30 protein-coding genes are annotated in these 26,190 nt (G+C 64.1%); 18 read left to right on the top strand and 12 right to left on the bottom strand.

From position 1 onward, the window contains the following. Window positions 1-446: 446 nt before the first annotated feature. Window positions 447-845: a hypothetical protein gene (locus HPC46_RS30225; RefSeq protein ID WP_179475801.1), complete on the bottom strand. Its 399-nt coding sequence runs from the start codon at window positions 843-845 to the stop codon at window positions 447-449. Between the two features lie 353 nt (window positions 846-1,198). On the opposite strand from HPC46_RS30225, the gene HPC46_RS30220 reads away from it, so the two are divergent. After that, window positions 1,199-1,441, top strand: coding sequence for a thioredoxin family protein (locus HPC46_RS30220; RefSeq protein ID WP_179475800.1), 243 nt, complete (start codon window positions 1,199-1,201; stop codon window positions 1,439-1,441). 118 nt (window positions 1,442-1,559) lie between these two features. Continuing rightward, complete coding sequence (locus tag HPC46_RS30215; RefSeq protein ID WP_218894824.1) at window positions 1,560-1,769, top strand: hypothetical protein; 210 nt, start codon at window positions 1,560-1,562, stop codon at window positions 1,767-1,769. A gap of 283 nt (window positions 1,770-2,052) precedes the next feature. Here the strand turns inward: HPC46_RS30215 and HPC46_RS30210 are convergent, their stop codons facing one another. Next, window positions 2,053-2,331, bottom strand: a complete 279-nt coding sequence (locus HPC46_RS30210; protein ID WP_233716898.1) for a hypothetical protein — start codon at window positions 2,329-2,331, stop codon at window positions 2,053-2,055. Between HPC46_RS30210 and HPC46_RS30205 the strand changes: the two genes are divergently transcribed. Beyond that, entirely contained in the window at window positions 2,330-2,488 is a 159-nt protein-coding gene (locus tag HPC46_RS30205) for a hypothetical protein (RefSeq protein ID WP_179475777.1), read from the top strand. The two genes, HPC46_RS30210 and HPC46_RS30205, sit on opposite strands and share 2 nt — an antisense overlap. A gap of 9 nt (window positions 2,489-2,497) precedes the next feature. Here HPC46_RS30205 and HPC46_RS30200 read toward each other — a convergent pair whose 3' ends face one another. Then, window positions 2,498-3,298, bottom strand: a complete 801-nt coding sequence (locus HPC46_RS30200; protein WP_179475798.1) for a hypothetical protein — start codon at window positions 3,296-3,298, stop codon at window positions 2,498-2,500. A gap of 60 nt (window positions 3,299-3,358) precedes the next feature. Next, a complete protein-coding gene (locus tag HPC46_RS30195; RefSeq protein WP_179475797.1) occupies window positions 3,359-3,760 on the bottom strand; it encodes a DUF1801 domain-containing protein in 402 nt (133 codons plus the stop codon). 173 nt (window positions 3,761-3,933) lie between these two features. Between HPC46_RS30195 and HPC46_RS30190 the strand changes: the two genes are divergently transcribed. Further along, entirely contained in the window at window positions 3,934-4,119 is a 186-nt protein-coding gene (locus HPC46_RS30190; protein WP_179475796.1) for a long chain fatty acid-CoA synthetase Faa4p, read from the top strand. A gap of 39 nt (window positions 4,120-4,158) precedes the next feature. On the opposite strand, the gene HPC46_RS30185 is transcribed toward HPC46_RS30190, so the two are convergent. Genes HPC46_RS30185 through HPC46_RS30170 form a run of 4 tightly spaced genes read right to left on the bottom strand, consistent with a single transcriptional unit; the run spans window position 4,159 to window position 8,399 of the window. After that, window positions 4,159-4,602, bottom strand: coding sequence for a Zn-ribbon domain-containing OB-fold protein (locus tag HPC46_RS30185; protein ID WP_179475795.1), 444 nt, complete (start codon window positions 4,600-4,602; stop codon window positions 4,159-4,161). Continuing rightward, entirely contained in the window at window positions 4,599-5,795 is a 1,197-nt protein-coding gene (locus tag HPC46_RS30180; protein WP_179475794.1) for a thiolase family protein, read from the bottom strand. Before HPC46_RS30180 ends, HPC46_RS30185 begins: the two co-directional genes overlap by 4 nt. Continuing rightward, window positions 5,792-6,415, bottom strand: a complete 624-nt coding sequence (locus HPC46_RS30175; protein WP_325096839.1) for a potassium channel family protein — start codon at window positions 6,413-6,415, stop codon at window positions 5,792-5,794. The genes HPC46_RS30180 and HPC46_RS30175 overlap by 4 nt, the downstream gene beginning before the upstream one ends. Before the next feature lie 58 nt (window positions 6,416-6,473). Beyond that, window positions 6,474-8,399 carry a flavin-containing monooxygenase gene (locus tag HPC46_RS30170; RefSeq protein WP_179475793.1) on the bottom strand — a complete coding sequence of 642 codons (1,926 nt, stop codon included), beginning with the start codon at window positions 8,397-8,399 and terminating at the stop codon, window positions 6,474-6,476. Window positions 8,400-8,500: 101 nt separating this feature from the next. Between HPC46_RS30170 and HPC46_RS30165 the strand changes: the two genes are divergently transcribed. The 12 genes from HPC46_RS30165 (at window position 8,501) to HPC46_RS30110 (ending at window position 20,456) form a co-directional block, all read left to right on the top strand. Next, window positions 8,501-10,108 (top strand): acyl-CoA synthetase, encoded by a 1,608-nt coding sequence (locus tag HPC46_RS30165; RefSeq protein WP_179475792.1) that lies wholly within the window; start codon window positions 8,501-8,503, stop codon window positions 10,106-10,108. Next, a complete protein-coding gene (locus HPC46_RS30160; protein WP_179475791.1) occupies window positions 10,101-11,207 on the top strand; it encodes a zinc-binding dehydrogenase in 1,107 nt (368 codons plus the stop codon). Before HPC46_RS30165 ends, HPC46_RS30160 begins: the two co-directional genes overlap by 8 nt. Window positions 11,208-11,233: 26 nt before the next feature. Beyond that, entirely contained in the window at window positions 11,234-12,658 is a 1,425-nt protein-coding gene (locus tag HPC46_RS30155; protein WP_179475790.1) for an aldehyde dehydrogenase family protein, read from the top strand. Further along, window positions 12,655-13,431 carry a crotonase/enoyl-CoA hydratase family protein gene (locus HPC46_RS30150; RefSeq protein WP_179475789.1) on the top strand — a complete coding sequence of 259 codons (777 nt, stop codon included), beginning with the start codon at window positions 12,655-12,657 and terminating at the stop codon, window positions 13,429-13,431. The genes HPC46_RS30155 and HPC46_RS30150 overlap by 4 nt, the downstream gene beginning before the upstream one ends. Window positions 13,432-13,439: 8 nt before the next feature. Beyond that, window positions 13,440-14,582, top strand: coding sequence for an acyl-CoA dehydrogenase family protein (locus tag HPC46_RS30145; protein ID WP_179475804.1), 1,143 nt, complete (start codon window positions 13,440-13,442; stop codon window positions 14,580-14,582). Continuing rightward, the gene (locus HPC46_RS30140) at window positions 14,579-15,637 is read left to right on the top strand and encodes an acyl-CoA dehydrogenase family protein (protein WP_179475788.1); all 1,059 of its coding nucleotides are present in this window, start codon (window positions 14,579-14,581) and stop codon (window positions 15,635-15,637) included. Before HPC46_RS30145 ends, HPC46_RS30140 begins: the two co-directional genes overlap by 4 nt. 103 nt (window positions 15,638-15,740) lie before the next feature. Continuing rightward, window positions 15,741-16,214 carry a polyketide cyclase gene (locus HPC46_RS30135; protein WP_179475787.1) on the top strand — a complete coding sequence of 158 codons (474 nt, stop codon included), beginning with the start codon at window positions 15,741-15,743 and terminating at the stop codon, window positions 16,212-16,214. Beyond that, complete coding sequence (locus HPC46_RS30130) at window positions 16,211-17,074, top strand: SDR family NAD(P)-dependent oxidoreductase (RefSeq protein ID WP_179475786.1); 864 nt, start codon at window positions 16,211-16,213, stop codon at window positions 17,072-17,074. The genes HPC46_RS30135 and HPC46_RS30130 overlap by 4 nt, the downstream gene beginning before the upstream one ends. A 1-nt stretch (window position 17,075) precedes the next feature. Next, window positions 17,076-18,116, top strand: a complete 1,041-nt coding sequence (locus HPC46_RS30125; RefSeq protein ID WP_179475785.1) for an alpha/beta hydrolase — start codon at window positions 17,076-17,078, stop codon at window positions 18,114-18,116. Continuing rightward, window positions 18,103-19,179, top strand: coding sequence for a hypothetical protein (locus HPC46_RS30120; protein ID WP_179475784.1), 1,077 nt, complete (start codon window positions 18,103-18,105; stop codon window positions 19,177-19,179). Before HPC46_RS30125 ends, HPC46_RS30120 begins: the two co-directional genes overlap by 14 nt. A 19-nt stretch (window positions 19,180-19,198) precedes the next feature. After that, window positions 19,199-19,981 carry an SDR family NAD(P)-dependent oxidoreductase gene (locus HPC46_RS30115; RefSeq protein ID WP_179475783.1) on the top strand — a complete coding sequence of 261 codons (783 nt, stop codon included), beginning with the start codon at window positions 19,199-19,201 and terminating at the stop codon, window positions 19,979-19,981. A gap of 22 nt (window positions 19,982-20,003) precedes the next feature. Further along, window positions 20,004-20,456: a nuclear transport factor 2 family protein gene (locus HPC46_RS30110; RefSeq protein WP_179475782.1), complete on the top strand. Its 453-nt coding sequence runs from the start codon at window positions 20,004-20,006 to the stop codon at window positions 20,454-20,456. Window positions 20,457-20,475: 19 nt separating this feature from the next. Here the strand turns inward: HPC46_RS30110 and HPC46_RS30105 are convergent, their stop codons facing one another. Next, on the bottom strand, window positions 20,476-21,408 hold the full coding sequence (locus HPC46_RS30105) for a hypothetical protein (protein WP_179475781.1): 933 nt from the start codon (window positions 21,406-21,408) through the stop codon (window positions 20,476-20,478). Window positions 21,409-21,559: 151 nt separating this feature from the next. Here HPC46_RS30105 and HPC46_RS30100 point away from each other — a divergent pair, with 151 nt between their 5' ends. Then, the gene (locus tag HPC46_RS30100; RefSeq protein ID WP_179475780.1) at window positions 21,560-22,162 is read left to right on the top strand and encodes a TetR/AcrR family transcriptional regulator; all 603 of its coding nucleotides are present in this window, start codon (window positions 21,560-21,562) and stop codon (window positions 22,160-22,162) included. Window positions 22,163-22,183: 21 nt separating this feature from the next. Here HPC46_RS30100 and HPC46_RS30095 read toward each other — a convergent pair whose 3' ends face one another. Continuing rightward, a complete protein-coding gene (locus HPC46_RS30095) occupies window positions 22,184-22,459 on the bottom strand; it encodes a ferredoxin (protein ID WP_179475779.1) in 276 nt (91 codons plus the stop codon). Then, window positions 22,459-23,607, bottom strand: coding sequence for a 3-ketosteroid-9-alpha-monooxygenase, oxygenase component (locus tag HPC46_RS30090; protein ID WP_179475803.1), 1,149 nt, complete (start codon window positions 23,605-23,607; stop codon window positions 22,459-22,461). Before HPC46_RS30090 ends, HPC46_RS30095 begins: the two co-directional genes overlap by 1 nt. Window positions 23,608-23,747: 140 nt before the next feature. Between HPC46_RS30090 and HPC46_RS30085 the strand changes: the two genes are divergently transcribed. Then, a complete protein-coding gene (locus tag HPC46_RS30085; protein WP_325096838.1) occupies window positions 23,748-25,454 on the top strand; it encodes a 3-ketosteroid-delta-1-dehydrogenase in 1,707 nt (568 codons plus the stop codon). Window positions 25,455-25,472: 18 nt separating this feature from the next. Here HPC46_RS30085 and HPC46_RS30080 read toward each other — a convergent pair whose 3' ends face one another. Further along, window positions 25,473-26,105, bottom strand: coding sequence for a PadR family transcriptional regulator (locus tag HPC46_RS30080; RefSeq protein ID WP_179475802.1), 633 nt, complete (start codon window positions 26,103-26,105; stop codon window positions 25,473-25,475). Window positions 26,106-26,190 lie beyond the last annotated feature (85 nt).

Genomic DNA, 26,190 nt, shown 5'->3' with positions numbered 1-26,190 from the left:
TCCAAGCCTGCCTACCGGCGGTGTGCCCGAACGAGACGAAACATGCTCTGCCGCAATATCGCCGACCGCCGGTGGGGGTGTTATCAGAAACTGATCTATTCGCATGCCACGCGAATAACCAACTTACTACTTGACATAATGTGGCTTATCGGCAAAACGTATACCTGCGGCTTGTCACTCGGCGCCCGCGCAGGCCGCCCAGTCGTGAGTTGAACCGACCCTCCCTCTGGGGTCGGCACTGTTTTTCGAAACGCGATGTCGCGTTCAGAACCGACCCCTGGGTCCGGGGTCCTCCGGGCGATTTCCGCGTACAAAGGATCGGCGTCCGCCAGCGAGTCGGATCGCCCAAATCCCCAGAGCCAGAACCTATTCCGCGTCCCGCTCCCACCCAACCCTACGTGCCCAATTCGTCACTGTGACGTTTTACACAGCAGCTGATCCCACTCTCAGGTGTAGGCGATGAGGTGACCCGCTTGCGAGCCGGGCTCGTTGGTGTCGAACCAAAGGTCACTCGGCCAATCTGGATGAGAGCCCAGTACGACGGATTCGCCGGTCGACGTTTCGCCAATGAGAAAGATCGACTCCGGAAGCCAGCCATCGCTGCTGTTGAGCATCGTCATGTAGATCCGCAAACTCCTCTCGGTGTAGATGCTCTTCCGGGAAACGTTGAACCGATAGAAGTCAGTTCGACCTCGCTCTCGTTCGTTGTACGGCAGGTCAGGAAAGATCAATGCGAGGGGCTTGGCTCCAAACCTGTGAATGTAGAGCTGAAAGTCCGCGTCAGTGCCCGCGTTGGCAATGTTCTTGGTTGTGTGTACCACGAAGAGCTTGTTGATCTTGGCCATCGCTTTCCCCATCTCACCTGCGCAACCCCTCCAAGCCGGACGGGCGCAATTCATCCGGATTTATCGTTACTTCGACATCCGCCCGGGACATGAGTAGTGCACTACTTCCTTTTCGCCAAGCTGCCCAACGGCGGCGAGTGATCGAGAAGCTACCACCCCGTCCGGCTATCGGGCGGCGATAAATTCGTCACGTGACAGAACGCTCTCGAGCTTTCCCTGAGCAAGACCGATGTCCAGCTGCAGTGCACGCGGCGGGCGCGCGCCCCCGCACCGAAAGTCTCACGCCTGCAGATTGATTCGTCACAGCGACGACTGAGTGCGGGGATTCCCCGGCTGGCAACTCCCTCCCACAATTGGCACCTCCAGTCTCGACGACCGGAGGATTTGACGCGTTTCACTGCCTGTTGGTCGACTTCTGGGCCGGACGGATCGTCATCCGCAAGATCGACGTCGACCAGTTCGACGGCGTGTGGGAGCGCTTCAACTTCCGCGGCATCCCCGCCAAGATCATGTTCAAGGACGCCGAGGACATCCACCGCGTCGTCGGCTTCGGCGGCAAGAAGCGACTGGTGGCCGAACTCGAGCGACACTTGTGATACTCCTCCGATGCCGCGGGCGACATCGACCCCGAACGCTCCTGGCCGCAATCACGGCTAATCGGTAGTCGATCAGCTACCTTCCAGGGATAGCCGACCGGCGGAAGGAATGGCACTCGTGTTTTCCGGCCCGATCGAGGATCGCCTCAGCATCCGCGAGCGGTTCGATAGCTACAGCGACGCCGTCACCCGCCAGGCGCTGGACGACTATCTGGACTGCTGGGCCGAAGATCGCGCGCGTTTCGGCGACGGCGACGAGCTCCGTCGCGTCGACGGCGTGTGGCGATTCGCTGTGCGCCGCTACCGGGTGCTCGTCAAAGACATCTGACATTGTCCAGACCGGTAATGCGACAGCATATTTGGGGCCGGATCGTGGCCGCGACGACGCTGGCTGCCGCCGCTATCGGTTTCGGGATCCTCCATGCTGTGCCGCCGACCGGCGTTGCCATTGCAGGTTGCTTCCAGCGCGGCGGCTACAACCCCCCACCGTGCCCCACGACGACTCCGTCACCGTCGCCGAGCCCGTCGCCCAGTCCTTCGCCGAGTCCGAGTCCGAGTGCCGACGACAGTCAGAATGCGAGTCCGGATGCGACGAGCTCACCGGACAAGGATCAATCGGAGAATCCCCCCGCGGGCAGCACCCCGACAGATTCCGGCATCAATGCCTGCCAGAACCAAAGCGCCATGGCAAACTCCCTGGGCCTGCCAGCGACCACCTGCCGGGCGAGCCAGGGCCCGAACACCCCACCCGACTCGGGGATGACGGCCTGCCAGAACCAAAGCGCGATGTCCATCGCCATCGGCCTGCTTCCCATCACCTGCCAGGGAACCCAGGGCCCGAACACCCCACCGGACTCCGGGTCGACGGCCTGCCAGAACCAAAGCGCCATGCCCATCGCCATCGGATTGCAGCCCACCCCGTGCCCGGGAACCCAGGGTGCGAGCACCCCGCCGGACTCCGGGGTGAACGCGTGCCAGAATCAGAACGCCATGGCCAATTCGCTGGGCCTGCAGCCCGCTATCTGTCCGCCCAGCTCGCGCGGCTGATACCAAGCCTCACAACGTCTTCCACCACGGCTTGAGCTGCATGTAGTACGAGATGGTCCTGGGCGCCAGGCTGGTCCCGCCGAACCAGCTGTTGATCCGGAACGCGGACAACTGATGTGGATGTAAGCCCGCGGGGATCGGCTTGTACACCACGGTATCTCCGTACTGCAGCGCGATGCCCTCGTAGTCGACGTTGAAGGTGAACTTCGCATCAGCCGGCACCGAGATGATCTCGTCGTCGGCCGGCATGATCCTGGCGGTGTCGAGGTTGTAGTAGGGCCCGATCTCGAACATCTGGGTCTCGACGTTGTAGCGCCAGGCAACCATGATGGCATCGGTGTCCGGACGCAAGAACGTGAATGAGATGCCGGTCAGCTTGTTCCAGTCGTACTGGTCGACGTTGTGTAGGTCGTAGACCGTGTTCTCGGTGAAAGTGGCATTGCCGGCGACCTGTTTGACGAAGAACACCGTCTGCAGCGGTAGCGCCAGGTGAGTGTTCTTGACCGTGACGACCAGGTTGCGCAGCGGGTAGCGGGCCGAATCCGTCGACGACTCAGCGGCAGTGGCCCCTCCCTGTCGCCGGGCGCTGGCCGCGACCGCAGTCGGTTTGCGCGTCGCGTCGGCCGCCCGTTTCGCGTTGTTCTGGGTAAGTCGAGCGGCCGGAGCGCGGCGTAGCGCGGTGCTTTTGGCCCCTCGCCCACTGCTCGCTGGTCCCCTGTGCGCGCTGTCCGATGCACTCGCCGGTGCTGCCGCCGCCGGTTGCGCATTGGCGGTACCGATGGCCAGCCCTACTCCGACGGCGATCGCCACAGCGTATCCACCCGTCGCCGGACGTAGGCTCCGTTCGCTGAGGCCAACTCCCCACTCCGGTCAACCGCGCTTTCGCGACCGCGGCCCCTTCGACAGGTTCAATTCCACTGCCGCCTGAATGAGCGCGGTCAGTGCGTCTTCATCAATTTCGTCGCCCTCGTGAATATCGATCGCACGGCGGGTGTTCCCATCGAGACTGGAATTGAACAATCCGGACGGATCCGGCAGTGACGCGCCCTTGGCGAACGTCATCTTGACCGTGTTCTTGTAGGTCTCCCCCGTACAGATCATGCCGGCCCGTGACCACACCGGGACACCCCGCCATTTCCACTCTTCGACCAGCTCAGGCTCGGCACGCTTGAGCACGCTGCGGATGCGCGCCAGGGTCTCGCCGCGCCAATCATCGAGCTCGGCGATTCGGCCGTCGATCCGTTGCGAGGCGGTGCTGTCGTCGTGATCCATATCCCCATCTTGGTCACAGATCGCCGCGATTTTGTATTCCGCGCTGCGGGGAGTATCTTTTCCCGCGGCCCAGAATCGTTCCGGAAAGCCTGAAGATGCGTACTCATTACAGAACTCGTGGCTTCTCTACCCGTCCGCAACGGGGTCTTCGCACCCATTCCCTATTGCGGCCGATGGCCGGGCAGTGCTTCGAGATCGATATCCGATTCGACACCAATCGCTGGGTGATCCGGATTCCCGAGATCAACGATGCCACCGAGGCGACCTCGCGCGACAAGGTCGAACTCGCCGCCCGCGAATGCATTGCCACCCGCACCGGCATCCCCATCGGCTACATCTCCGTCTGGGTTCGCGACTGACCTCAATCCAGTTGCCCTGCAACGGTTGAGCTCGTCCCGTCAGTGGCCGAGGGGCCGGAATAACGGAATCCACACCCGGGTGTCTTCCTCGCCCGAGAAGCCGGTCCAGTCTTCGAAGAACACCTCCACCTCGAGCCCGATGCGCATGTCCTCCGGTTCGACGTCGACCACATTGGTGATCAGCCGGACATCGGGTTCCTCAGCCAGTTCGACGATCGCGACGATGTAGGGCGGTTCGAAACCGGGGATCCAGGGCTGCCGATCCACGCTGAACGCGGCCACGTTCGCCCGCCCCGATACTTTCTCGGGAGCGACATCGGTACTGCGGCAACGCCAGCAGGCAGGTCCGGGCGGGTGAAAGAAATGGCCACACGCCCGGCATCGCGAGATCAGCAAATCGCCGTCGCGGCCGCCGGTCCAGAACGCCGTCGATTCGGGCGTGGGGCTGGGCGCCAGCCGCAGATCCGGCCTCTGATAGCTCATCGGCTGCTCACCAACATCGAACCGGCGACGGGCCCCCCACCGACCCCGACGGCGACGACCTCGGGAGTGCGGGGCACCTGACGTTCGCCCCCCTCACCCCACAGTTGCACGCAGGCTTCGTGCAGGAAGCCCATGCCGTGCAGGCGACCGCCCGACAGCTGTCCACCGCTGGTGTTCAACGGCAGCTCCCCATCCAAGGCGATCCGCTCCCCGCCCTCGATGAACTCACCGACTCGGCCATGTTCGCAGAATCCCAATGCCTCCAACCACATCACCGTCAGGAAGCTGAAGCCGTCGTAGAGCTGAGCCATGTCGACATCACGCGGCCGCAATGCGGTGTTCTCCCACAGGGTGGCGCCGGAATCGTGCGCGGCCATCGTGGTCAGGTCGAAACGCTGCTCCCACGTTGGTCTTTCGAACATCCCGGGCCCGACGGATTCCACCGTCAATGGATGGCGCGGCAGGCCGCCCGAAGCATCCCGGCGGGACACGATGACGGCGGTGGCCCCGTCACAGGGCACATCACAGTCGTACAGACACAACGGTTCGGAGATCATCCGCGCGGCCAGATAATCCTCCATCGTCAGCGGGTCGCGGTACACCGCATCGGGATTGCGGCCCGCGTTGCGCCGCGCATTCACCGCGATGGCGCCGAGCTGCTCCCGGGTGAGCCCGAAGTCGTGCATATAGCGCTGTGCCGGCATCGCCAGCCAGTTGGCTGCGGACAACGCACCGAAGGGTGCGGTCCACTCCATCTGAACGGGGAGCTTCCCGCCCCCGCCGAGCAGCACCGACGCGTGACCGCCGCCGGATTGCTGCGCGGCCGTCGACTCCCACACCGACCGGAAGACCACCACATGGTTGGCCAGCCCGAGGGTGACCGCCATGCACGCCTCGATCACCGGACCGATCTGTCCCGCCGTCTCCAGCCCGGACATGTACCAGCGGCTGCGCAACCCCAGCGCCGTGCGCACCTCGGTGACCGTGGCCCCCGAAAAACCGGGATTGCCGGCGACGGCACCCGGATAGCTGGCGATGCCGTCGACGTCGTCGACATCAAGGCCGGCATCGGTGATCGCCCTGAGCACGGCTTCGATGGTCAGCTCCAGACCAGTGCGGCCCAGCCGCCTCCCCACCTGGGACTTTCCCGCTCCCGTGATCACGGCCTTGCCGTCGAACGGTCCCCGATTCATCTCACCGCTTCCTCGCGCCTGGCCTGTGCGGACACCAGGTCCGCGAGCCGGGACACTTCGGCTTGCAGGCTCTCGATGTGTTCGACGGTGGCGGCCTGCTGGGCGCTGTCCTCGGCCGCCACCCGCTGGACGATCCAGCTCGCGATGGTGGCGGTGATGGCACCGACCATGCTGATGCCGCCGATCATCAGCAGTGCGGCAACGATTCGTCCCGCCACCGTCACCGGGTAGAGGTCGCCGTAGCCGACGGTGGTGATCGTGCTGATCGCCCACCACACCGCGTCGCCGAAGTTCTTGATGTTGGCGCCCGACGCCGGGCGTTCGACCTGCAACACCGCCAGCGACGAGGCGTAGACCAACAGCACCGCGGTGAATGCGGTGTACACCGCCACGCGGCCCCTGACCGCGTCGCCGACCGCCCGCTGCAGGGCGCCCACCAACGCGACCAGCCGCAGCAGGAGCAGCGGCCCCATCAACGGCACCACGACGACCACGAACCCGATCAGGTGGCGGAAGAACCACCGGACGCGGTGTTCGGCCAGTATCAGGCGCGCGATGTAGTCGACGAGAAACGGCAGGTAGAGCACGACCAGCATCCCGTGGATGATGTTCCGGTTCACTCCCTGGGGCTGAGCCAGTACTTTGACCGAGAACCCGTTTTCCCGGTTAGGATCTCACTCATTGCAGAATGAAGTCCTCTTCGACGGGAGCCCGATGCTGCTGCCACAAGTCGACCAGTCGGTACGGGGTTGCGACGACGACGCGGCCCGACTCCGACCGGTAGTAGGTGTGAGCATTGGGTGTGTGGCACCACACGGTGCGTTGCATCGCCTGATCGATGCCGGCGACATACTCCTCGAATGCGCGCTCGGTCACCTCGATCGTCGTCGCACCGCGTAACGCCATGAGCTGCAGGCACTCCAGGATGAAATGGGCGAGGACCTCCATCGAGAAGTTGGCACCGGCACCATGTCCGGGACTGTAGTTGGGGGCCGACGTGATGAACAGGTTCGGAAATCCCGGAACGGTTCCGCCACGGTATGCGCGGGGGCTGTCCCCCCACTCCCCCGCCAAGGTCTTGCCGTCACGGCCGCGGATATCGACCGTGGACAAGAAGTCGAGATGGTAGCCGGTGGCATAGATGATGACGTCGAGGTCGATCTGGCGTCCGTCTGCGGTGCGAATACCGCTGGCGTTCACCTCGGCGGGTTCACTGGCTTCGACGTCGACATGGTCGCGGGTCAGCGCGGCATAATAGCCACCTGGGTCGCGAATGATGCGCTTGCCGTACGGCGCAAAGTCCGGAGTGACCTTGCGCGCCAACTCGGTTCCGGCCCCGAACATGCGGTCGATGTAGTCGAGACACATCTGCAACAACACGTCGTTGGCCGGGGAGATCGACAGGTGCGTCTGCGACCACTCGGGATCTTGCAGAATCACCGGATAATTGTTGTCGGCGGTGCCCCAGTACGACTTGAGTCGATGCCACATCGCATAGAACGGCAGCACCCGTCCCAGATAGCGCCGGTGCTCGGGCACGTCGTCGGAGAGCCGCTTACGGGGTGCCACCCAGTGTGGTTGGCGCTGAAACACCGTGAGGTGTTCGACTTCGTCGACGCAGGCATCCACGATCTGCACCGCAGTGCAGCCCGCGCCGATCACGGCCACCCTCTTACCTGCCAGGTCCAGCGCGGGATCCCAGTGGGCTGAGTGAATGCTGGTTCCGGCGAACGTCTCTCGGCCCTTGATGTCGGGAAATCGCGGGCGATTCAGATAGCCGGCGGCGGTGACGACCACGCTGGCGTAGTCAAAGCTGACCGTACCGTCGGCCGCCCGCGAGTGAATCTGCCACTGCTGGCGTTGCTCGTCCCACCACAGCGCTTCGACTTCGGTGCCGAACCGGATATGGCGGCGCAGGTCGTGTTTGTCGGCCAAGGCCACGAGGTAGGACTGGTATTCGGCACCTTCCGGGTAGTAGTTCGACCAGTCGGGGTTCACTTCCCGGGACAGCGAGTAGTACGCCGACGGCGTATCGACTCCGATGCCCGGATAGGTGGTGGTCAGCCAGGTGCCGCCGACTTCGTCGTTGCGATCGTAGATCTGGAACTGCACGCCCTCTTCGGCCGCGGCCAGCGCGACCGCGATGCCGGCAATACCGGCACCGATGATCGCCACCGTGGTCGTCGACGGAATCGGCGTGGTCCGCGGAAGTGTCGGTTGTGAGGGTCGAAAACCGCCCTGCTCGAGGAGCAGATCCACCTGTTCGTCGTCAACATCGGTGCCCAGCGCGATCGGCAACAGGGTGGCGAACAGCTCACGGTCGTCAGCGGCGATCGCGCCAACCGGCCGGGGCCGACCGAGTGCGGCGATGATCTCGTCGGCCAGCGCGTCTGCGGTGGCGGGGTCGGTGGTTCCGGCACGCTCGGGCGGGTCGGGGACGTGGTCGATCTTGCCGGCGTACCGGTCTACGACCGATGCGTCACCCGTCATCTGGGCGAGCACCGCAACCAGAACGCCGGGGTCTGCCTGCCGGAGATGGGCACGCAGGACGGCCGGATCCGGTGCGTTGCCAGCCGGTGACGACGATTCAGTGGTAACGGTCATGCGTCGAGTATCGAAGGAGATCACCGGTCCCCGCGCACACCTGTCTACTGAGCGGGAGACGAACCACCACGTCCGCGGTCGACCTGCCTACCCTGCGGCTCATGCACTCTGACGACCTCGCCGCGGTCATCGCCCGTGCCCGCAGCCACAGTCTGGCCGACATCCCGCGTCGTTCGGCTCGCAAGCAGCCCGACAAGACCGCCATCATCGACGGTGACGTGGTGCTCAGCTTCGCCGAGTTCGACCACCTGGTGGACCGAGCCGCCGCAGCCTTCCACGACAACGGATTGCGACCGGGCGATCGGGTGGCGCTGTTGGCGCGCAATTGCTGGCAGTACGCAGTACTGGCGTTCGCCACCGCCCGCGCCGGCGTGGTTCTCGTGCCGATCAATTTCATGCTGACCGTCGAGGAGATCGCGTTCATCCTCGGGCACTGCAAGGCCTCTGCCTTCCTCGTCGAAGCCGATCTGGTGCCGGTCGCCGAGCAGGCGATGGAGCTCAGCCCGACGGTCACGACAAAGGTTGCCTTGATTCCCGACAGTCAGTCTCCGCCTGTCGGTTGGCCGGATTTTGCCGACTGGCTGAGCACGTCCAGCCCAGCGCCGGATATCCGCCTCGGCGACGACGAACTTCTGCGGGTGATGTACACCAGCGGCACGGAATCGCGCCCCAAAGGCGTCATGCACAGCAGCCGCAGCCTGATGTGGCAGTACATCAGCACCATCGTGGCCGGCTCCATGTCCGGCGAAGACGTCGAAGTGCACTCCCTGCCGCTGTATCACTGTGCCCAGTTGGACAACTTCCTGGCCACCGACATCTATCTGGGCGCCACCAGCATCATCGTCCCGCGACCGGATCCCGAACTGGTGTTACGCACGATCGAACGCTACGGCGTCACGAATTACTTTGCCCCGCCCACTGTCTGGATCAGCCTGCTGCGCAGCCCGGTATTCGACGAAGTGGACCTGTCGAGTCTGCGCAAAGGCTATTACGGAGCCTCGCCGATGCCCACCGAGATCCTGTACGAGATGAGACAGCGGCTGCCCAACCTCCGATTGTGGAATTTCTACGGCCAGACGGAGATGGCCCCCCTGGCTTCCGCGCTGGGACCGGACGAGCAGGATACGCATGCCGGGGCAGCGGGACGGCCCGTCGTGAACGTTGAAACCGCCATCCTCGATGAGGCAGATAATTTCGTCGAAGTCGGAACGGTGGGCGAAATCGCCCACCGCAGCCCACATCTGATGCTCGGCTACCTCGACGCCGAGGCGACAACCGCTGCGGCATTCTCCGGCGGCTGGTTCCATTCAGGAGATCTGGGCTTCTACGATCAGCATGGTCTTCTGCATGTCGTGGATCGCAAGAAAGACATGATCAAGACCGGAGGCGAGAACGTTGCCAGCCGCGAGGTCGAGGAAGTCCTGTACCGGCACAGCGGAATCGAAGAAGCGGCCGTATTCGGCATACCGCACCCGGTGTGGATAGAGGCGGTGGTCGCTGCGGTGGTCCCTCGCGCCGGTGCCGCACTGACCGAGGACGACATCCTCCGTCATTGTCGCGACCACCTCGCCGGGTTCAAGACACCCAAACAGGTGTTCTTCGTCGACTCTCTGCCGAAGAACCCTAGTGGCAAGCTGCTCAAACGCGATCTGCGCCAACGGTTCAGCATCGACATCAACGAAATCGAAAGGGATTCTCCACGTGTATGAGGGCCGCATCGCGCGCTTTGACGAACCCGGCAAGCCGTTCGAGATCCAGACCGTCAGCCTGCCCGAAGTAGGCCCGGGAGAAATCCTGGTCCGAGTTCTGCGCGCAAACATCTGTGGCTCCGATGTGCACGCCTGGCATGGAACGTTCGCGACCCGAGGTCTGGGCGGCCAGCTGCCAACAGTTCTCGGTCATGAGATGGTCGGCGCTGTCGCTGCGCTGGGCACGGGGGTGTCACATGACTCCAACGGCAAACCACTGAGCGAGGGCACCCGAGTGGTGTTTCCCTACTTCTATTGCTGTCACACCTGCCGAAATTGCCTGGCCGGGCGGCGCAACGCGTGCTTGAACCTGAAGATGGCGATGCTGGGTCGCGCCGACGAGCCGCCTTACTTCGTCGGCGGCTATGGCGATTACTATCTGCTGCCCGCCGGTGCCGTGGCCTATGTGGTCCCCGACAGCGTGAGTGACGATATCGCCGCAGGCGCCAATTGCGCTCTTTCACAAGTTATGTACGGACTCGAACGTGTCGACTTGCAGCTCGGCGAGCACGTAGTGGTTCAGGGGGCAGGAGCCCTCGGGCTGTACGCGATCGCCGTCGCGAAAGCCCGCGGCGCCGCCAACGTCATCGCTATCGACGGAGTGTCCGAGCGGCTCGAACTGGCCACGGCCTTCGGCGCCGACACAGTTCTCGACCTCCGCGAGATCAGCACACCAAAGGACCGCGCGAAAGCGGTGCGGGCTCTTACCGACGGCCACGGGGCCGACGTCGTGGTGGAGGTGGTGGGGCACCCCTCGGCGATCGAGGAAGGTCTGCAGATGCTCGGGCAGTTCGGCCGCTATGTCGAGATCGGCAATATCAATGTCGGCCAGACATTCGCCTTCGACCCGTCACGATTCGTGTTCTCCAACAAGACCATGGTCGGGGTGTCGTTGTACGACCCGGCGGTGCTCTCGCGTGCCCTCACCTTCCTCGAACGCCATCAGCAGGCGCTGCCATTCGAGCGGCTCGCCGCAGCGTCCTACGCGCTCGACGAGATCAACGAAGCATTCGCCGCTGCCGACGGCAAGCGGGACATCAGGGCCAGCCTGGTCCCCTGACCATCACGACCGGAGGGAAGATCCTGGTGTCCAATTTCGAGCGATCCTCGCTGTTCATCGACGGCCGGTGGAGAGAACCTGAGGGCAGCGGCGTCATCGATGTCGTCGATCCGGCGACGGAGAAGGTGATCGGCCATGTGCCCAACGGCGACGCTGCCGACGTGGACGCCGCCGTCGCGGCAGCGCGGCACGCGTTCGACCCACTGATCAGCGTGACCGAACGTCGCGACCGACTCCACCGCGTGATCGACGCGATGGAGAAGCACTTGCCCGACATCGCTCATCTGATCACCGCCGAGATGGGCGCGCCGGTGCGCGTGGCCCAAACGGTGCAGACCCAGGTTCCGCTGGCGGTGGCCAAGGGGTTCGCCGACGTACTGGATGAGTTCGCCTTCGAAGAGCGCATCGGCAACTCCCTGGTGCTTCGGGAGCCCTACGGGGTTGTCGGTGCCATCACGCCATGGAACTACCCGCTCTACCAGGTGGTCGCGAAGGTGCTGCCCGCGATCGCCGCGGGCTGTACCGTCGTCCTCAAGCCCAGCAACGAAGCCCCGCTATCGGTGTTCGCATTCGTCGAGGCGTGCGAGGCGGCCGGATTGCCTCCCGGGGTCATCAACATCGTGTCGGGACCCGGCCGGATCATTGGCGAGCGCTTGGCCTCTCACCCCGACGTCGACTTCGTCTCCTTCACCGGGTCCACCGGTGTCGGGGCGCGTGTCGGCGAACTGGCCGGGGGGACGATCAAGAAGGTCGCACTCGAACTGGGCGGCAAATCGGCCAATGTGATCCTCGACGGGGCGGACCTGACCACCGCGGTGAAGGTCGGGGTAGGCAATGCGTTTCTCAACGGTGGGCAGACCTGCATGGCCTGGACGCGGATGCTGGTGCCGCAGAAGCAGTACGGCCCGGCGCTGGAGCTGATCGAATCCGCGGTTTCCCGCTACACCGTGGGCGACCCATGGGATCCCGCCACCCGCATCGGCCCGTCCGCCTCGCGTTCACAGTTCGACACCGTCCGTGGCTTCATCGAACGCGCCGCACACGAGGGCGCACGGCTGCTGTCCGGCGGCGCCGAGCCTGTTCGAGACACGGGATTCTTCCTTGCACCAACGGTTTTCGCCGATGTTGACCCCGAATCCGAACTCGGTCAGGAAGAAGTCTTCGGCCCGGTACTGGCGGTCATCCCCTACACCGACACCGACGAGGCGCTGCATATCGCCAACGGAACCCCCTATGGACTGTCGGGCGCAGTCTGGGCTGCCGACGATGACACCGCGATCGCGTTCGCCCGCCGCGTCGAGACCGGTCAACTCGACATCAATGGCGGGGCCTACAACCCGGCTGCACCGTTCGGTGGATACAAGAAGTCTGGAATCGGGCGAGAATTGGGGCGATTCGGCTTCGAGGAGTACCTGCAGACGAAATCCCTACAGCTGCGGGAGCGCGTGTGAATCAATCGTTGAGCATCCAGACCGATGGAGCCGTTCAGGTCTGGACCATCACCTTGCCAGAGGTCGGCAACGCCATCACCGACCCAGCTGTCATCGCCGCATTCGAGCAGGCTGTCGACGCGGCGAACCGCAACAACTCGGTGTGCGCGATCGTGCTGACCGGCGCAGGAAAGATCTTCTCCGCAGGCGGCAACGTCAAAGACATGGCCGACGGCCGAGGCATGTTCGGCTTGGATGCCATTGACCAACGCCGGGCCTATATCGACGGCATCCAACGCATACCGCGGGCGCTCGGCCGCCTCGAAGTGCCATTGATCGCGGCCGTCAACGGTGCGGCCATCGGCGCCGGATGCGACCTGGCGATGATGTGCGACATCCGCATCGCGTCCGAGCGCGCATCGTTCGCCGAGAGCTTCGTCCAGCTCGGCCTCATCCCCGGTGATGGCGGCACGTGGTTCTTGCCGCGTGCCGTCGGGTACGCCCGGGCCGCAGAGTTGACCTTCACCGGCGATCGCATCGACGCAACCACGGCTCTCGAGTGGGGCCTGGTCAGCCGCGTCGTGGCCCACGACGACCTGCTGGCCGAAGCACGGGCATTGGCCGAACGCATCGCGGTGAACCCTCCGCACGCCCTGCGGATGGCCAAACGGCTTCTGCAGGAGTCCATTTCCGGATCGCTGGAGTCCACCCTGGCAATGGCCGCCGCCATGCAGCCGCTGGCTCACCACGACTCCGAGCACCAGAGCCGGATCGCGAAGTGGAGGACGACGTGACCACCGCGATGCCCCGGCTGGTGCCACCGGTCATCAACGACGCCACCTCGGACGCACTACGGTCGCAAGTGCGCGCTTTCCTGGCCGAGCAGCTGGCCGCCGGCGCGTTTGGCCCGTCGATCGATTCGTGGTTATGCGGATGGGATGAAGAATTTACCGCGGCGTTGGCCAGGCGAGGGTGGCTGGGCATGACCGTTCCTCGGCGCTACGGCGGTCACGGCCACTCTTTTCACGAGCGATTCGTCGTCACCGAGGAGTTGCTGGCCGCGGGCGCACCGGTGGCTGCGCACTGGATCGCCGATCGTCAGATTGTGCCATCACTGCTCAAATACGGTACGGAGCGCCAAAAGTCGCACTTCCTGCCACGCATCGTCTCTGGTGAGTGCTTCTTCGGGATCGGGATGAGTGAACCCGATTCGGGATCCGACCTCGCCAGCGTGCGCACCCGAGCAACCCGGGTCGACGGCGGCTGGTCGCTGACCGGCACCAAGGTCTGGACGTCGGGAGCTCACCGTGCTCACGCGTTCATCGTGCTCGCGCGGACCGCCACCGTCGATCCCGCGCACCGCCACGCCGGATTGAGCCAGTTCATTGTCGACTTGCGCGGTCCTTGCGTAGACGTCCGCCCCATCGTCTCGATGAATGGCGGACACCACTTCAACGAAGTCATCCTCGAGGATGTCTTCGTCCCGGACGACATGGTCTTCGGTGAGATCGGACAGGGTTGGACTCAGGTCACCTCGGAGCTGAGTTTCGAGCGCAGCGGCCCCGAACGCTTCCTGTCGACCTTCCCCTTGCTCGCGCACGCGGTAGAGAAAACGGCGGTGCGGCGAGAACCGGGTGATCCCGAGTTGGGCCGCCTGGTGGCACGCATCGCCGGGCTTCACCACATGTCGACGGCGGTGGCAGGCGCGCTGCAACGCGGGGAGAGCTGTGAGGTAGCTGCGGCCGTCGTCAAAGTGTTGGGCACGACCGTCGAAGGTGACATCGCCGACTTCGCCGACCTTTGCACCGGGGACGCCGTCCCGGCGTCCGCCGAATGGACGCAGCTGGTCGCCGATGCCGCCGACCAGCGTCCGGGCTTCACTTTGCGTGGCGGAACCAACGAGGTGTTGCGCGGCGTGATCGCGCGCGGATTGGGCATGCGATGACGACAAGCCACCTTTCGACGAACGCAGCTCCAGCGGTCGACCCGGACCTGGTCGCGATGATCGACGCGGTCTTCGCCGACTACCACCGAAGCGGACCCTCGCACTCGACCGGCGGGCGCGCTGTTCTCGACCGCGCGCTGTGGCAGCGTCTCGAGTCCCTCGGTTTGGCGCGGCTTACGGGATCAGAGGAGTCAGGCGGCAGTGGGGCGGGCTGGCATGAGGCTGCTGAACTACTCAGCGCTGCTGTACGCCACGGGATTCGCACGCCATTGGGCGAACACGACTTGTTGGCATGCTGGCTGTTGGAGACCCTCGGCGAAGTCGACGACGCCATCCGCACGGTGCATCTATCCCCGCGCGGTGGGCCCGATACACCCGTACCGTGGGGCGCCTCCGTCGATCGGATCGTGGTGGTGTGGTGGGCCGGCGACGAGTATCGCGTTGCCGAAGTCGAGCCCGCCGCGCTCTCCATCCGTGAGGGAGTCAATCTGATCGGCGAGCCCCGAGACACGGCCGGTGCTGAGCTCGCGGCGACAGCCGGGAAACCTATCGGTGCTGCGCTCGTGGAGAAACTTCAGCGTAAGTCGGCACTTCTCCGGGGGATTCAGGTGTGCGCGGCACTCGAACGGGCCGTGGAGATGTCCATCGAGCACGTGTCCGCCAGGGAGCAGTTCGGCCGCCCGCTTGCCAAGTTCCAGGCGATCCAAAATCTCGTCTCGGATGCCGCCGCTGAGGCAGCGCTGGCCCGCGCCGCCACCGAGGCAGCACTCGACGTTGCGGTCGCAACGAACTGGGGTTCGGCGAACCTTGACCTCCTGATCGCCACAGCGCGTTCCTGCGCCGGCCATGCCGCCTCGGTGGTGACTCGCAACGCCCACCAGGTACACGGGGCGATCGGCACGACGCGGGAGCATCGACTCCACGAATTCACCCGTGCAGCGCTGGCGTGGCGGTCCGAATACGGATCGGTTCGCCACTGGGACGAGCGGGTTGCCGCAGCCGCAGCCGCCGCGGGAACCCAGGGATTGTGGGCCCTGATCGCTGATGGTCGCTGACCGGTCCGACGACCAGTACGCGTGAGAGGAACATCGGCAGGGCGTTCCACTCAACGGTCACCGGCGGTGTAACTGGGGCCACATCCGGGGTTGACTTCTCGTCATGAGCAACGAGATCGCCTTGTCCGAGGCCCAGGAGTTCATCGCCGAATTCTGGTATCACTACGACCAGGGCCACTTCAACGAGGTGGACGCCCGTATCGGCGACGAAATGCACTACCTGAGCCGTTCGGATTCCGGGAGCTGCCCGTTCGAACATCTCCTCGCGGCGGAACTTCATGGCGGCGAGGAAACCCGCGCGTGGCTCACCGATCACCGCAACGAGAACCCGTACCCGTGCCGCCACCACGCGACCAACATCTTCCGCACCGGTGTCGGCGGTGATGTGACCTCGGTCCGGTTCTATCTGTTCGTCAATCAGATCACCAACAACGTGCCGTTCGCGGTATCCAGCGGTGTCGTCGACGCCGGCATCCGGCGCTCGGACGACGGGCTCGTGTTCACTTCGATGACAGTCGTTCTCGACGCCGAGGACTCGGTGCCGCTCGCCCAGCACACCGCCAGCACGCCCGCGTGAGCGCGCGCGAACTCTTCGGCGGCGGCGTCGCGGTCATCACCGGTGCCGGCGCCGGGATCGGCGCCGGCTTGGCACGCTACGCCAGCACTTTGGGCATGACGGTGGTACTGGCCGATATCGATGCCAAGGCGGTGGCGGCGCTTCGCGACGAGCTCACCGCCACCGGCGGATCGGCGCTCGACGCCGTCTGCGACGTGCGCGACGCCGACGCTGTGCAGGCATTGGCCGACGATGTGTACCGCAAGTTCGGCGCCGTTCGGCTATTGGTCAACAACGCCGGTGTCGAACAATTCGGCTACCTGTGGGACACCCCTGTCGCCAATTGGCAACGGGTCGTCGACATCAACATCAGCGGTGTCTTCAACGGTATCCGGGCGTTCCTGCCGAAGATGATGGCCACCGACGCTCCTGCGTGGGTGTGGAACCTGTCCTCGATCGGCGGCGTTGCGGTGGTGCCCTTGCAGGCGCCCTACATCATGAGTAAGCACGCTGTGCTCGCCCTGACCGAATGTCTGCACCTGGAAGTCCAATCCGCCGGTCACGCGCACCACGTTCACGTGCAGGCAGTGCTGCCAGGCGCCGTGGCGTCCAACATCTTCGAATCCGCCGGCGGAGTGGAATCCGGTGACGCAGGCGCGGCCGAGGCCCAGCGCAGCGCGATGCTCGACATCAAGGCCGAGGCCATGGACCCGTTGAGTGCCGCCGAAGTGGTATTCGAGCAGGCCGCCGAGGACCGGTTCTATCTGCTCACCCAACCCGACTACGTCGGCTCGGCGATGACGGAGCGCGCCCGGGTCTTGACCACCCAAGAGCCGCCGCGATTGCGTACCCAACGCCGATTCGATCCGACCCAGAACTGAGATGCGCGCCCCACGACTCGATCCAGACGCCGCCGAGCGCGTCGCCGCCTTCGGTGGGCCGGTCGCGATGCGCATCAGGGGGTTGGCCGCGGTTCGGGCCGGACTGGAATCTGCGCCCCTGCCCGACATGCCACCGATGATCGAAATCCTCGATTTGGCGGCACCCGCTGCGGCCGGGCCCATCCCCCTACGCCTGTACCGACCCACCGCCGAACCTGACCTGCCGGTCCTGGTGTACCTCCACGGCGGCGGTCTGGTGATGGGAAGCAACCACTCATTCGAGCCGCTGGCACGCGAGCTCGCTCACGCCAGCGGCGCCGCGGTGCTGGCTGTCGAGTACCGACTCGCGCCCGAGTCGGCCCCGCCGGCTCAATTCGACGACGCCTACACCGCCACCGAATGGGTTGCCGCCCAAGCGGATACGCTAGGCCTCGATCCGCGCCGCCTCGCCGTCGTCGGCGACAGCGCCGGCGGTTCGCTGGCGGCCGCCGTCGCACTGGCGGCGCGCGATCGCAGCGGACCACGAATCTGCGGACAGGTGCTGCTCTACCCGGGCCTGGACCGAGACATGGGTGCCACGTCGATCACGTCGATGCCGGATGCGCCGATGCTGCGACACGACGACATTCTGTACATGCACGAATTGGTCGATCGGCCGGCCGGAGTACCGCACGATCCGTACCAAATACCTGCCTATGCAACGGATCTGAGCGACCTGCCCGCCGCCATCGTAGTCACGGGAGAATGCGACCCGATTCGGGATTGGGGAGAACGTTATGCGTGCCGGTTGCGAGACGCCGGAGTGCAGACAACAGTCACCCGCTATCCCGGCGTCTATCACGGATTCTTGATGCGGTCTGACGCCACCGCGCGTGGGCGGCTTGCCATCGCAGAAATCGGGGCCTTGCTGCGGGCCAAATTCACGCATCTCCGTGCCGAGGGCGAATCTCCCGGTCAACGGACGCTCGACGGAGCGCCCGACGCGATCCACACCACAATCGAAAGCCTCACCACCGAAGGAGATCGTCATGCTGACCGATGAGCAGCGCCTGGAACTGTCCGACATCCTGCGCCCTATCGCTCCACCGCGCGAGATTACCGACATCTACACCGCGGATCAGCGGCAGCGGTTGCTCGACATCGTGCACACCCAGGGCCCGTGGAAGCTCATCATTGCCCAGCACTTCGCCTCGGCCGACGAATTGATGGCAACCATGAGTGGTGCGTTCCCCGAGGGGTTCACGCCATCGCTCGATCTGTTCCTCACCCCCACCTTCCGTGGATATCTCGCCAACTACGGCACCGTCCTCTACCCCGAACTGCACGACTGCTTCTACAACGCCGACTTCATCGAGCACGCCAAGAGCTACTGGAACGCCCAGTACGCAAAGCCGGAAATGATGCTGTTCAACATCAACGGTCCGTGCGCCAATCGTGATCCCGGCCATCTCGACTCGCCCAGCTTCCGAGGTGTGCGCCACGAGAACGCCCCGACCTGGCTGTGCAGCGTGATGGGAAAATCAGGTCTGTTCACCGACTACCTGATCAAGATGGCCCAGGTCATCACGTGGTTCTCGCTGGACGAAGGATCCGGCTTCACCTACTGGCCGGACGGCCCCCTCAAGCCGCCCGCCCGTGTGCTCCCGCCGATCAACAACCGCGGAGTCGTGGTCCAGAACGAGATGATGGTTCACCGTGGCGAGGCCAACGGTCCACTGGACCAACAGGTTCCAGCTGGTTTGGCATTCGACACCGTGTTCGCCGGTGATCCTGCCGATCGCGACCAGTGGGTCCTGAAGAACGGCGAGGACGTCATCGCCCGTCACCACACCGACGAGCTGCGCTTCCTGGTGCACTGGTCCGCGGAAGTCTTCACCGACTTCGACGAATTGAAGAAGAACATGGATGGGACCGACGACATCACGATCGAACGCGCGATCGGCATGATGGTCGACGACCTCAAAAGCAAGGGCATCACACTCGACGTCCCAGGCGAGCCGCTGCACGATCCGCAGTTCATCGGCGCCCTCAACGCCGCTTATGACCTCGGCGGTCCAGCCATCTACCCAGACGAAGCGCCCATCAGCGCGTTCCAGTTCGCCTGAGCAGAAACGGGATATCTGGATGGAGCGGTTTTCAGATCGGCGCGCGATCGTCACCGGCGCCGGATCCGGTATCGGCGCGGCCACCGTGGCCCGTTTGCTCGACGAAGGCGCTGCGGTCGCGGCGTTCGACATCTCTGCCGCCGGCCTGGCAGCGGCCACGGCCGCCGCCGAGGACGCCGGCACGGCCAACCGCCTCACCACAGCTGTCTTGGACATCTCGCGCGAAGAGGACGTGATGGCCGCGGTGGACGCCACCGTGGCGGAGTTGGGCGGCCTCGAGGTACTGGTCAATGTGGCCGCGATCCAGACGTGTTCGCATACCCACGAAACCAGCCTCGCCGAGTGGAACCGCACACTGGCGGTCAACCTCACCGGAACATTCCTCATGACCCGGCAGGCACTGCCCGCGCTCCTGGAATCAGGTCGTGGTGTTGTCGTGAACTTCACCTCGACAGCCGCGTCGTTCGCCCACCCGTACATGGCGGCGTACGCGGCGAGCAAGGGCGGAATACTCAGCTTCACGCACTCGCTGGCACTGGAATACTCCAAGCAGGGGTTGCGGGCGGTCAATATCCAGCCGGGTGGGGTGTCAACGGCATTGGCCAACAGCACCCTCGACAAGATGCCGGAGGGATATGACCTGGGGCTGTGGGCCAAGCAGACTCCGTTGGTGCACGGTAACGCTAGCGAAATCCTGGGCGACCCCAGTGCTGTCGCCTCCGTGATCGCTATGGTTGCCTCCGACGACGGTGCGTTCATCACCGGCACCGAAATCCGGGTGGACGGCGGCGCACACGCCTGATCGGCACGAGGAGACGCGGACCATGGACTCAGATTCGCTTGCCGTGTTGCTCGACGAACATGCCATCGAACGGGCATTGATCCTCTTCGCACGGGCAATGGACGACCGGGACTGGGAAGCGATGGCCGGCATCCTCGCCGAGGACGCTGAGGGTGATTTCGGCACCGGTCGGGTAACGGGGCGCTCCGCCGTCATCAACCTCGTCCGAGGCTATCTGGACAACTGCGGAGTCACCCAGCACCTGCTTGGCAATATCGTGATCGACGTCTCGGGTGATCGGGCCGTCAGCCGTGCCTACATCCGCGACGTCCATCTGGACGCCTCCAATGACCCGACGACACGCATGTACACCCTCGGCGACTACCGCGACGCCTGGCGGCGATCGGCGGATGGATCCTGGATTCTGATCGAGCGGGTGAAGATCAATCGCGGATTCGTCGGCACCCTCGACGTGTTCGAAGAGAAGTCGCGCTGAATCCCCCGCCACCGCCAACTCATTTCGACACCGTCACGTCCATCAGTGGAATGCGCTTCATGGCCGTCGCGCGCGGATCGGGTGCGGCGGCGGCCGCGGCGTGGTTTTCTTCCCCGCGGGTGTAGGTCCACACGCAGAAGGGTTCACCTTGTGCGAACTTGAAATCCTTGGGCGGCAGGTTGATTGCGAGCTTGCAGCCCGGGAAGAACGGTGCGGAGATGCGCTGTTCGAATGTGCAGTTCATCCAGGCCCGCGCCGGCGGGTATAGGCCCTCGTCGGTGTACTTCTGCAGCACCTCGCAGCGGCGCATGTTCAGCACCACATGATCCGGGTTGTAGACGATGTACTCGCCGCCGTAGCCCAGGGTGCCGTCGATGCTCAGGACCGCAAGCTTGAGGAAGTCCACGACGTGCACGGGTTCGATCTTGAAGACCTTCGCCAGCTTCGGGTACTGGTAATCGATGATCAGCTGGTACATGTCGGGGAGCCCGAGCCAGACCTCTTCCTCAGGGATGATCTTGGTCCACTGGTCGATGAAGTAGTTGTGCCCCTTGAGGTACTGGTCCCAATACGTCTTGATGAGCCGGATCAATGCCGGCTTGGTCAAGTCCTCGGTCTGCACGTCGAACGGAATGGCCTGGTATTGCGCTTCTTTCCAATCCCAACCGGGAGGCGCAATGAACCGCCCCATGGGCATGACCTGTCGCATTCCCGCTCTCGACACCTCGGCAGCCACATCCATGGCCGCGTTGATCCCTACTTTTTCTGAGTAGATCTTCACGTGGGCGAACGGCATGAAGTTCAAGACGTCTTCGAAGACGCGGGCCAAGCCGACGAGGAAGTCGCGAGAAAAGTCGTGAATATTGCCGACCTTGCCCATGAAGTCGTGGGTGTAGTCGTCATAGTTCAGGTCCTCCGCGGTGGTGTCGGGTTCTTCCGTAGCGCGTGACACTGGGACCTCCTGGGAGTAGTCGACTTTCGATTGGTGTCAGATTCAGCCTGTGTGTCAGAATCTGACAGTGACGATAAGAGCGGTGCACCTCACAGCACCGCACGATTCCCGGTCACCGGGAGACTCGGACCTCAGGCAAGGGGACGACGGCATGGCATCGACCGGTAAACCGGCCACCCTGACCGAACGGCGCGCCGAGGAGTTGCGGCTCGAGGTCGCCGTGGCGGCCCGGGACATTTTCCTCGCCGACGGGTCTTTTTCCGCCACCGTGGAGCGAATTTGCGAAGCCGTCGGGATCGCTCCCCGGACGTTCCACCGCCACTTCCCCGTCAAGGAAGACGTCGTCCTTCCGCTCTTCGGGAAGTTCGGAAGCCTGAGCATCCACGTGCTGGCCGACGCAGAACCAGACAGCGACCCCGTCGACGTCCTGGTGCAGGCATTCGGCAGCGAAGTCCCGAAGCGCGACCAATTCGAAGTCGACCGCGCATTCATGGCGCTGGTGCTGAGCGACCCGCAGTATCGGCTGCGCTGGTTGGACTGGGGTCAAGACCTCGTTGGACCCGTCACCGAATTCCTCGTGGCCCGGTTCGACATCGGAACCGACTCCTTCTCACGAGACCTGCCGGCTCAGTTGGTGATTCAGGCGTGCCGACATGCATATGTGCACTGGGTCGAACACGGCGACTTTACCAACTTGCAATCCGCACTCAGGATCGCCATGGAGATGATCGTCGGATCGCTAGACCCGAAATAGCCTTGCAGCGCAAGGCGACACTCAGAAAGTGTTGTCGAGAACCGGAACCGTCCCCGCCTTCACGGCCTCGAAGATCGAACCGTTCAGCGCCGAGCAGGCCAGAAAGAGGCCACCGCCGTTCGCCGCCAATTGCCCTGCGCTGCATCGCTCTTCACATCGGCTCAACGCGGAACCGGTCCACTGCACACTCGTCTGATTCCAACTGCTCTTGCGCACCTGCACGCCTGCGCCGCAACGCGCACACGTGACCGGGACCATCGGCGCGTCATCGAGTCGAATGTCTGGACGGACCGCCATCATCTCCCCACAGACCCGGATGCCGCTTTCTGGGTGGCCAGGTTGGCCTCCACTTCCTTCATCCACGCCGCAGTCGGCAGCGTGGTGTCGAGCTCGAACTCGAAGCGGTCCACCATATCTGGCGTGACATCAGCGACATCGACATAGAACTGCTCGTACCACCGCCGCAGCTGGTACACCGGCCCGTCCTCTTCCACCAGCAATGGATTGTCGATCCGGGTCTTGTTGCGCCAGATCTCGACATCCTGCTCGAAGCCCATCTTGACGAAGTCGCCGAGACCGATCGCCGTCTGCATGGCAAGGTCTTCAGGTAACTCCGCCGACTTCTTTACGATGATTCCGTATTGCAGGACAAAGGAATTGGCATCGATCGGATAGTGGCAGTTGATCAGGACCGTGTGGTGGTCGACATTGGTGTAGTGATAGGTCAGATCGTCGATCATGAATGATGGACCGTAATAGGACGCTATTGATGTCGTGCCCAGCATTTGAGTTTCGCCGGGTTCCCCGATATCGGGGCGCCCCGCGCTGTTCATGTACTGCGTCGCGACGTGGCCCTCGAAGATGTTCTTGAAGTGGGTCGGCAGCGATCCGTGGATGTAGAAGAAATGCGCCATATCGACCACGTTGTCGATGATCTCGCGGCAGTTCGTGTTCACCACGGTGGTGTACCAATGCCAGTCGGTCCACTCGTCGCTGCTGGCACCCTCGATACGCGGGATGGTCACCTCCGCCGGCGGCGCTTTCCGTTCCGGGTCATTCCAGACGAAGAGCATGCCGTCCTGCTGCAAGGTGGGCCATGAGGCGGTGCGCGCCAACCGAGGGGTGCGCTTGCTGTAGGGCACCGATTTGCACCGGCCGTCGCCTCCCCAGCGCCAGTCGTGGAACGGGCAGGCGATCTCGTTGCCCTTGACCGTTCCCTGGGACAGATCACCACCCATATGCCGGCAATAGCCGTCGAGCACATTGATGGCACCGTCCTGGCTGCGGAACACCACCAGCTTCTGACCGAAAGCGTTGATCAGGTGCGGCTTCCCGTCCGCGAAGTCTCGAATCAGGCCCAGGCAGTGCCATCCCCGGGCAAAGCGGGTGGGTACCGATCCAGCCTCGATCAAGCGAACGTCGTCGGCCTCGGCATGCGTCGTCATCTTGCGTCCGTCCTTCATCGATGGATCCGCGGGCTGATGTCCCCATTCAACTTTGCAGAAACGCCGTGCATAGGTCCGCGTTCCGCGAAAAAGGGAGGCCGAATTCAAAATCTTCCGGCACGGCTCTATCGTCGACGATTGTGACCCCGACCAGCCACAACACCGTCCCCACCGGATTGACGATCGCCGACACCGAGGTAGACCTCCTCGTCGTGGGGTCGGGCACCGGACTCGCGGCCGCCCTTGCCGCCCACGAGCAGGGGTTGTCCGTTCTGGTCGTGGAAAAGTCGTCGCACGTCGGCGGGTCGACCGCACGTTCCGGCGGGGCGCTGTGGCTGCCGGCCAGCCCGATCATCACCGAATGCGGCGGCGTTGATACAGCCGACCGCGCCCAGAGATACCTCGACTCCGTCGTGGACGGTTCGGCACCGCAGGAGCGTTCGGCCGCATATGTGAAGAACCTGCCGGCGACCGTGGACATGCTGCGACGCACGACACCGATGAAACTGTTCTGGGCCAAGGAATACTCCGACTACCACCCCGAGGCAGCCGGTGGGTCGGCCGCTGGGCGGACGTGCGAGTGCCGTCCGCTCGACACGACGATCCTCGGCGAATACCTGCCCGACCTCCGCCCAGGGATCATGGAAGTCACCATCCCGATGCCGACCACCGGTGCGGACTACCGCTGGATGAACCTCATGAGCCGGGTACCGCGCAAGGGGTTGCCCACCATTCTCAAGCGGCTCGCGCAAGGAGTTGGCGGGCTCGCCCTCGGCAGGCGCTACGCAGCTGGGGGCCAGGCCTTGGCGGCGGGCCTGTTCGCCGGTGCCATTCGTGCCGGAGTTCCGATCTGGCTCGGTACCGCACTCAAAGAGCTGACGACCGATGGCGGCGGAGTCACCGGCGCCGTCCTCGAACACTCCGGACACAGCGTTACCGTCACCGCACGACACGGCGTCGTTCTCGCCGCGGGGGGATTCGACCACAGCATGGACATGCGGTGGAAGTTCCAGTCCGAATCTCTCGGCCCCAACCTCAGCCTCGGAGCTGAAACCAATACCGGTGACGCGATACGGATCGGGCAGGACATCGGCGCCGACATCGCACTGATGGAGCAGTCGTGGTGGTTCCCCGCTGTTGCGCCGCTGCCCGGAGCGGCGCCGGCGGTGATGCTGGCCGAGCGCTCATTGCCTGGGTCGTTCATCGTCGACCAGGACGGTCAGCGGTTCGCGAACGAGTCGGCCGACTACATGAGCTTCGGCCAGCGTGTCCTGCAGCGGGAAGCCGCCGGGACACCGGTGCACAGTATGTGGATCGTATTCGACCAGAAGTACCGCAACAGCTACGTCTTCGCCGCCGAACTCTTCCCCCGGATGCCCATCCCGCAGAGCTGGTACGACGCCGGGATCGCCGTTCGCGCAGACGATTTCAACGATCTCGCCACAAAGATGGGGGTGCCCGTCGACGACTTCTCCGCGACGGTGACCCGTTTCAACGAGAATGCGTTCGCCGGCGAGGATCCCGACTTCGAGCGTGGCCGCAGCGCATACGACCGCTACTACGGCGATCCCACAATCACCCCGAACCCGAATCTGCGGCCGCTGGTCAAGGGACCGTTCTACGCGGTGAAGATGGTGCTGAGTGATCTGGGAACCTGCGGCGGGTTACGCGCCGACGACCGCGCTCGCGTCCTACGCGAAGACGGCACCGTCATCGATGGCTTGTACGCTATCGGCAACACGGCGGCCAACGCATTCGGGAACACCTATCCCGGCGCGGGTGCGACGATCGCCCAGGGCCTGGTATATGGCTATATCGCCGCACTCGATGCCGCCGGCCGAAGTTAGCCGGCGGGCAAGCAGCGATCAGTCCTCAGCATCGGCTCTGCGCTCGATCTCATACCAATAGGACGGATCGGGCCACGGAATCTTGCCGCCCTCACCGACTTTCGGGAAATTTGCCTCGGCTTCATCGAGATCCTTGATCAGCCTCAAGGTCAGTTCCCGCTCAGACGCGTAGTACCGGTCCGCCCAGTCCAAAGCGATTTTGGCATACGCCCAGGACGGATCCGCCGCCGCCCACCGGGCTTCCTTGGCGGCATCGCGTTGCATGTCGTCGATGTAGCTGAGGTGATCGTGCAGCATCTGCTTGAGCGAGGCCGGATCGGTCAAATGCCCCAACGTGACCCGCAGAATTGCGGGGTGCTTCAGCGACGGCGGTTCCACCGGGGCTTCTCGCGCCCACTGGGTCGCCGCAGCCATGCCCCGATCGGTGATTTTGTAGAGGCGACGGTTGCGGGTGCCGGCGCCGTCCACTCGTGAGGTGAGCAGCCCCATCTTTTCGAGCTTCTTCAGCTCGGAGTAAATCTGGCTGAACGCCGGGCTGCCAAAGTAGAAGCGCATGCTCCAGTCGATCCACTTGCGGATGTCGTAACCCGACAGCTCGGTCTCGTAAGAGGTTGCGTCCAGCAGAGTGGTGTACGAGTCGGACCTGATCAGCGGTACCGGCGTGTCGTAGCCGGATGAATGAAGGTCATCGCGTGATTCTTCGAGAGACCCGCGAAAGTCACTCGAGCAAAGGAAT

This window comes from Mycolicibacterium vinylchloridicum, from assembly GCF_013404075.1.
GTDB classification, from domain to species: Bacteria; Actinomycetota; Actinomycetes; order Mycobacteriales; family Mycobacteriaceae; genus Mycobacterium; species Mycobacterium vinylchloridicum.
This window is presented reverse-complemented; position numbering and strand designations above follow the sequence as displayed.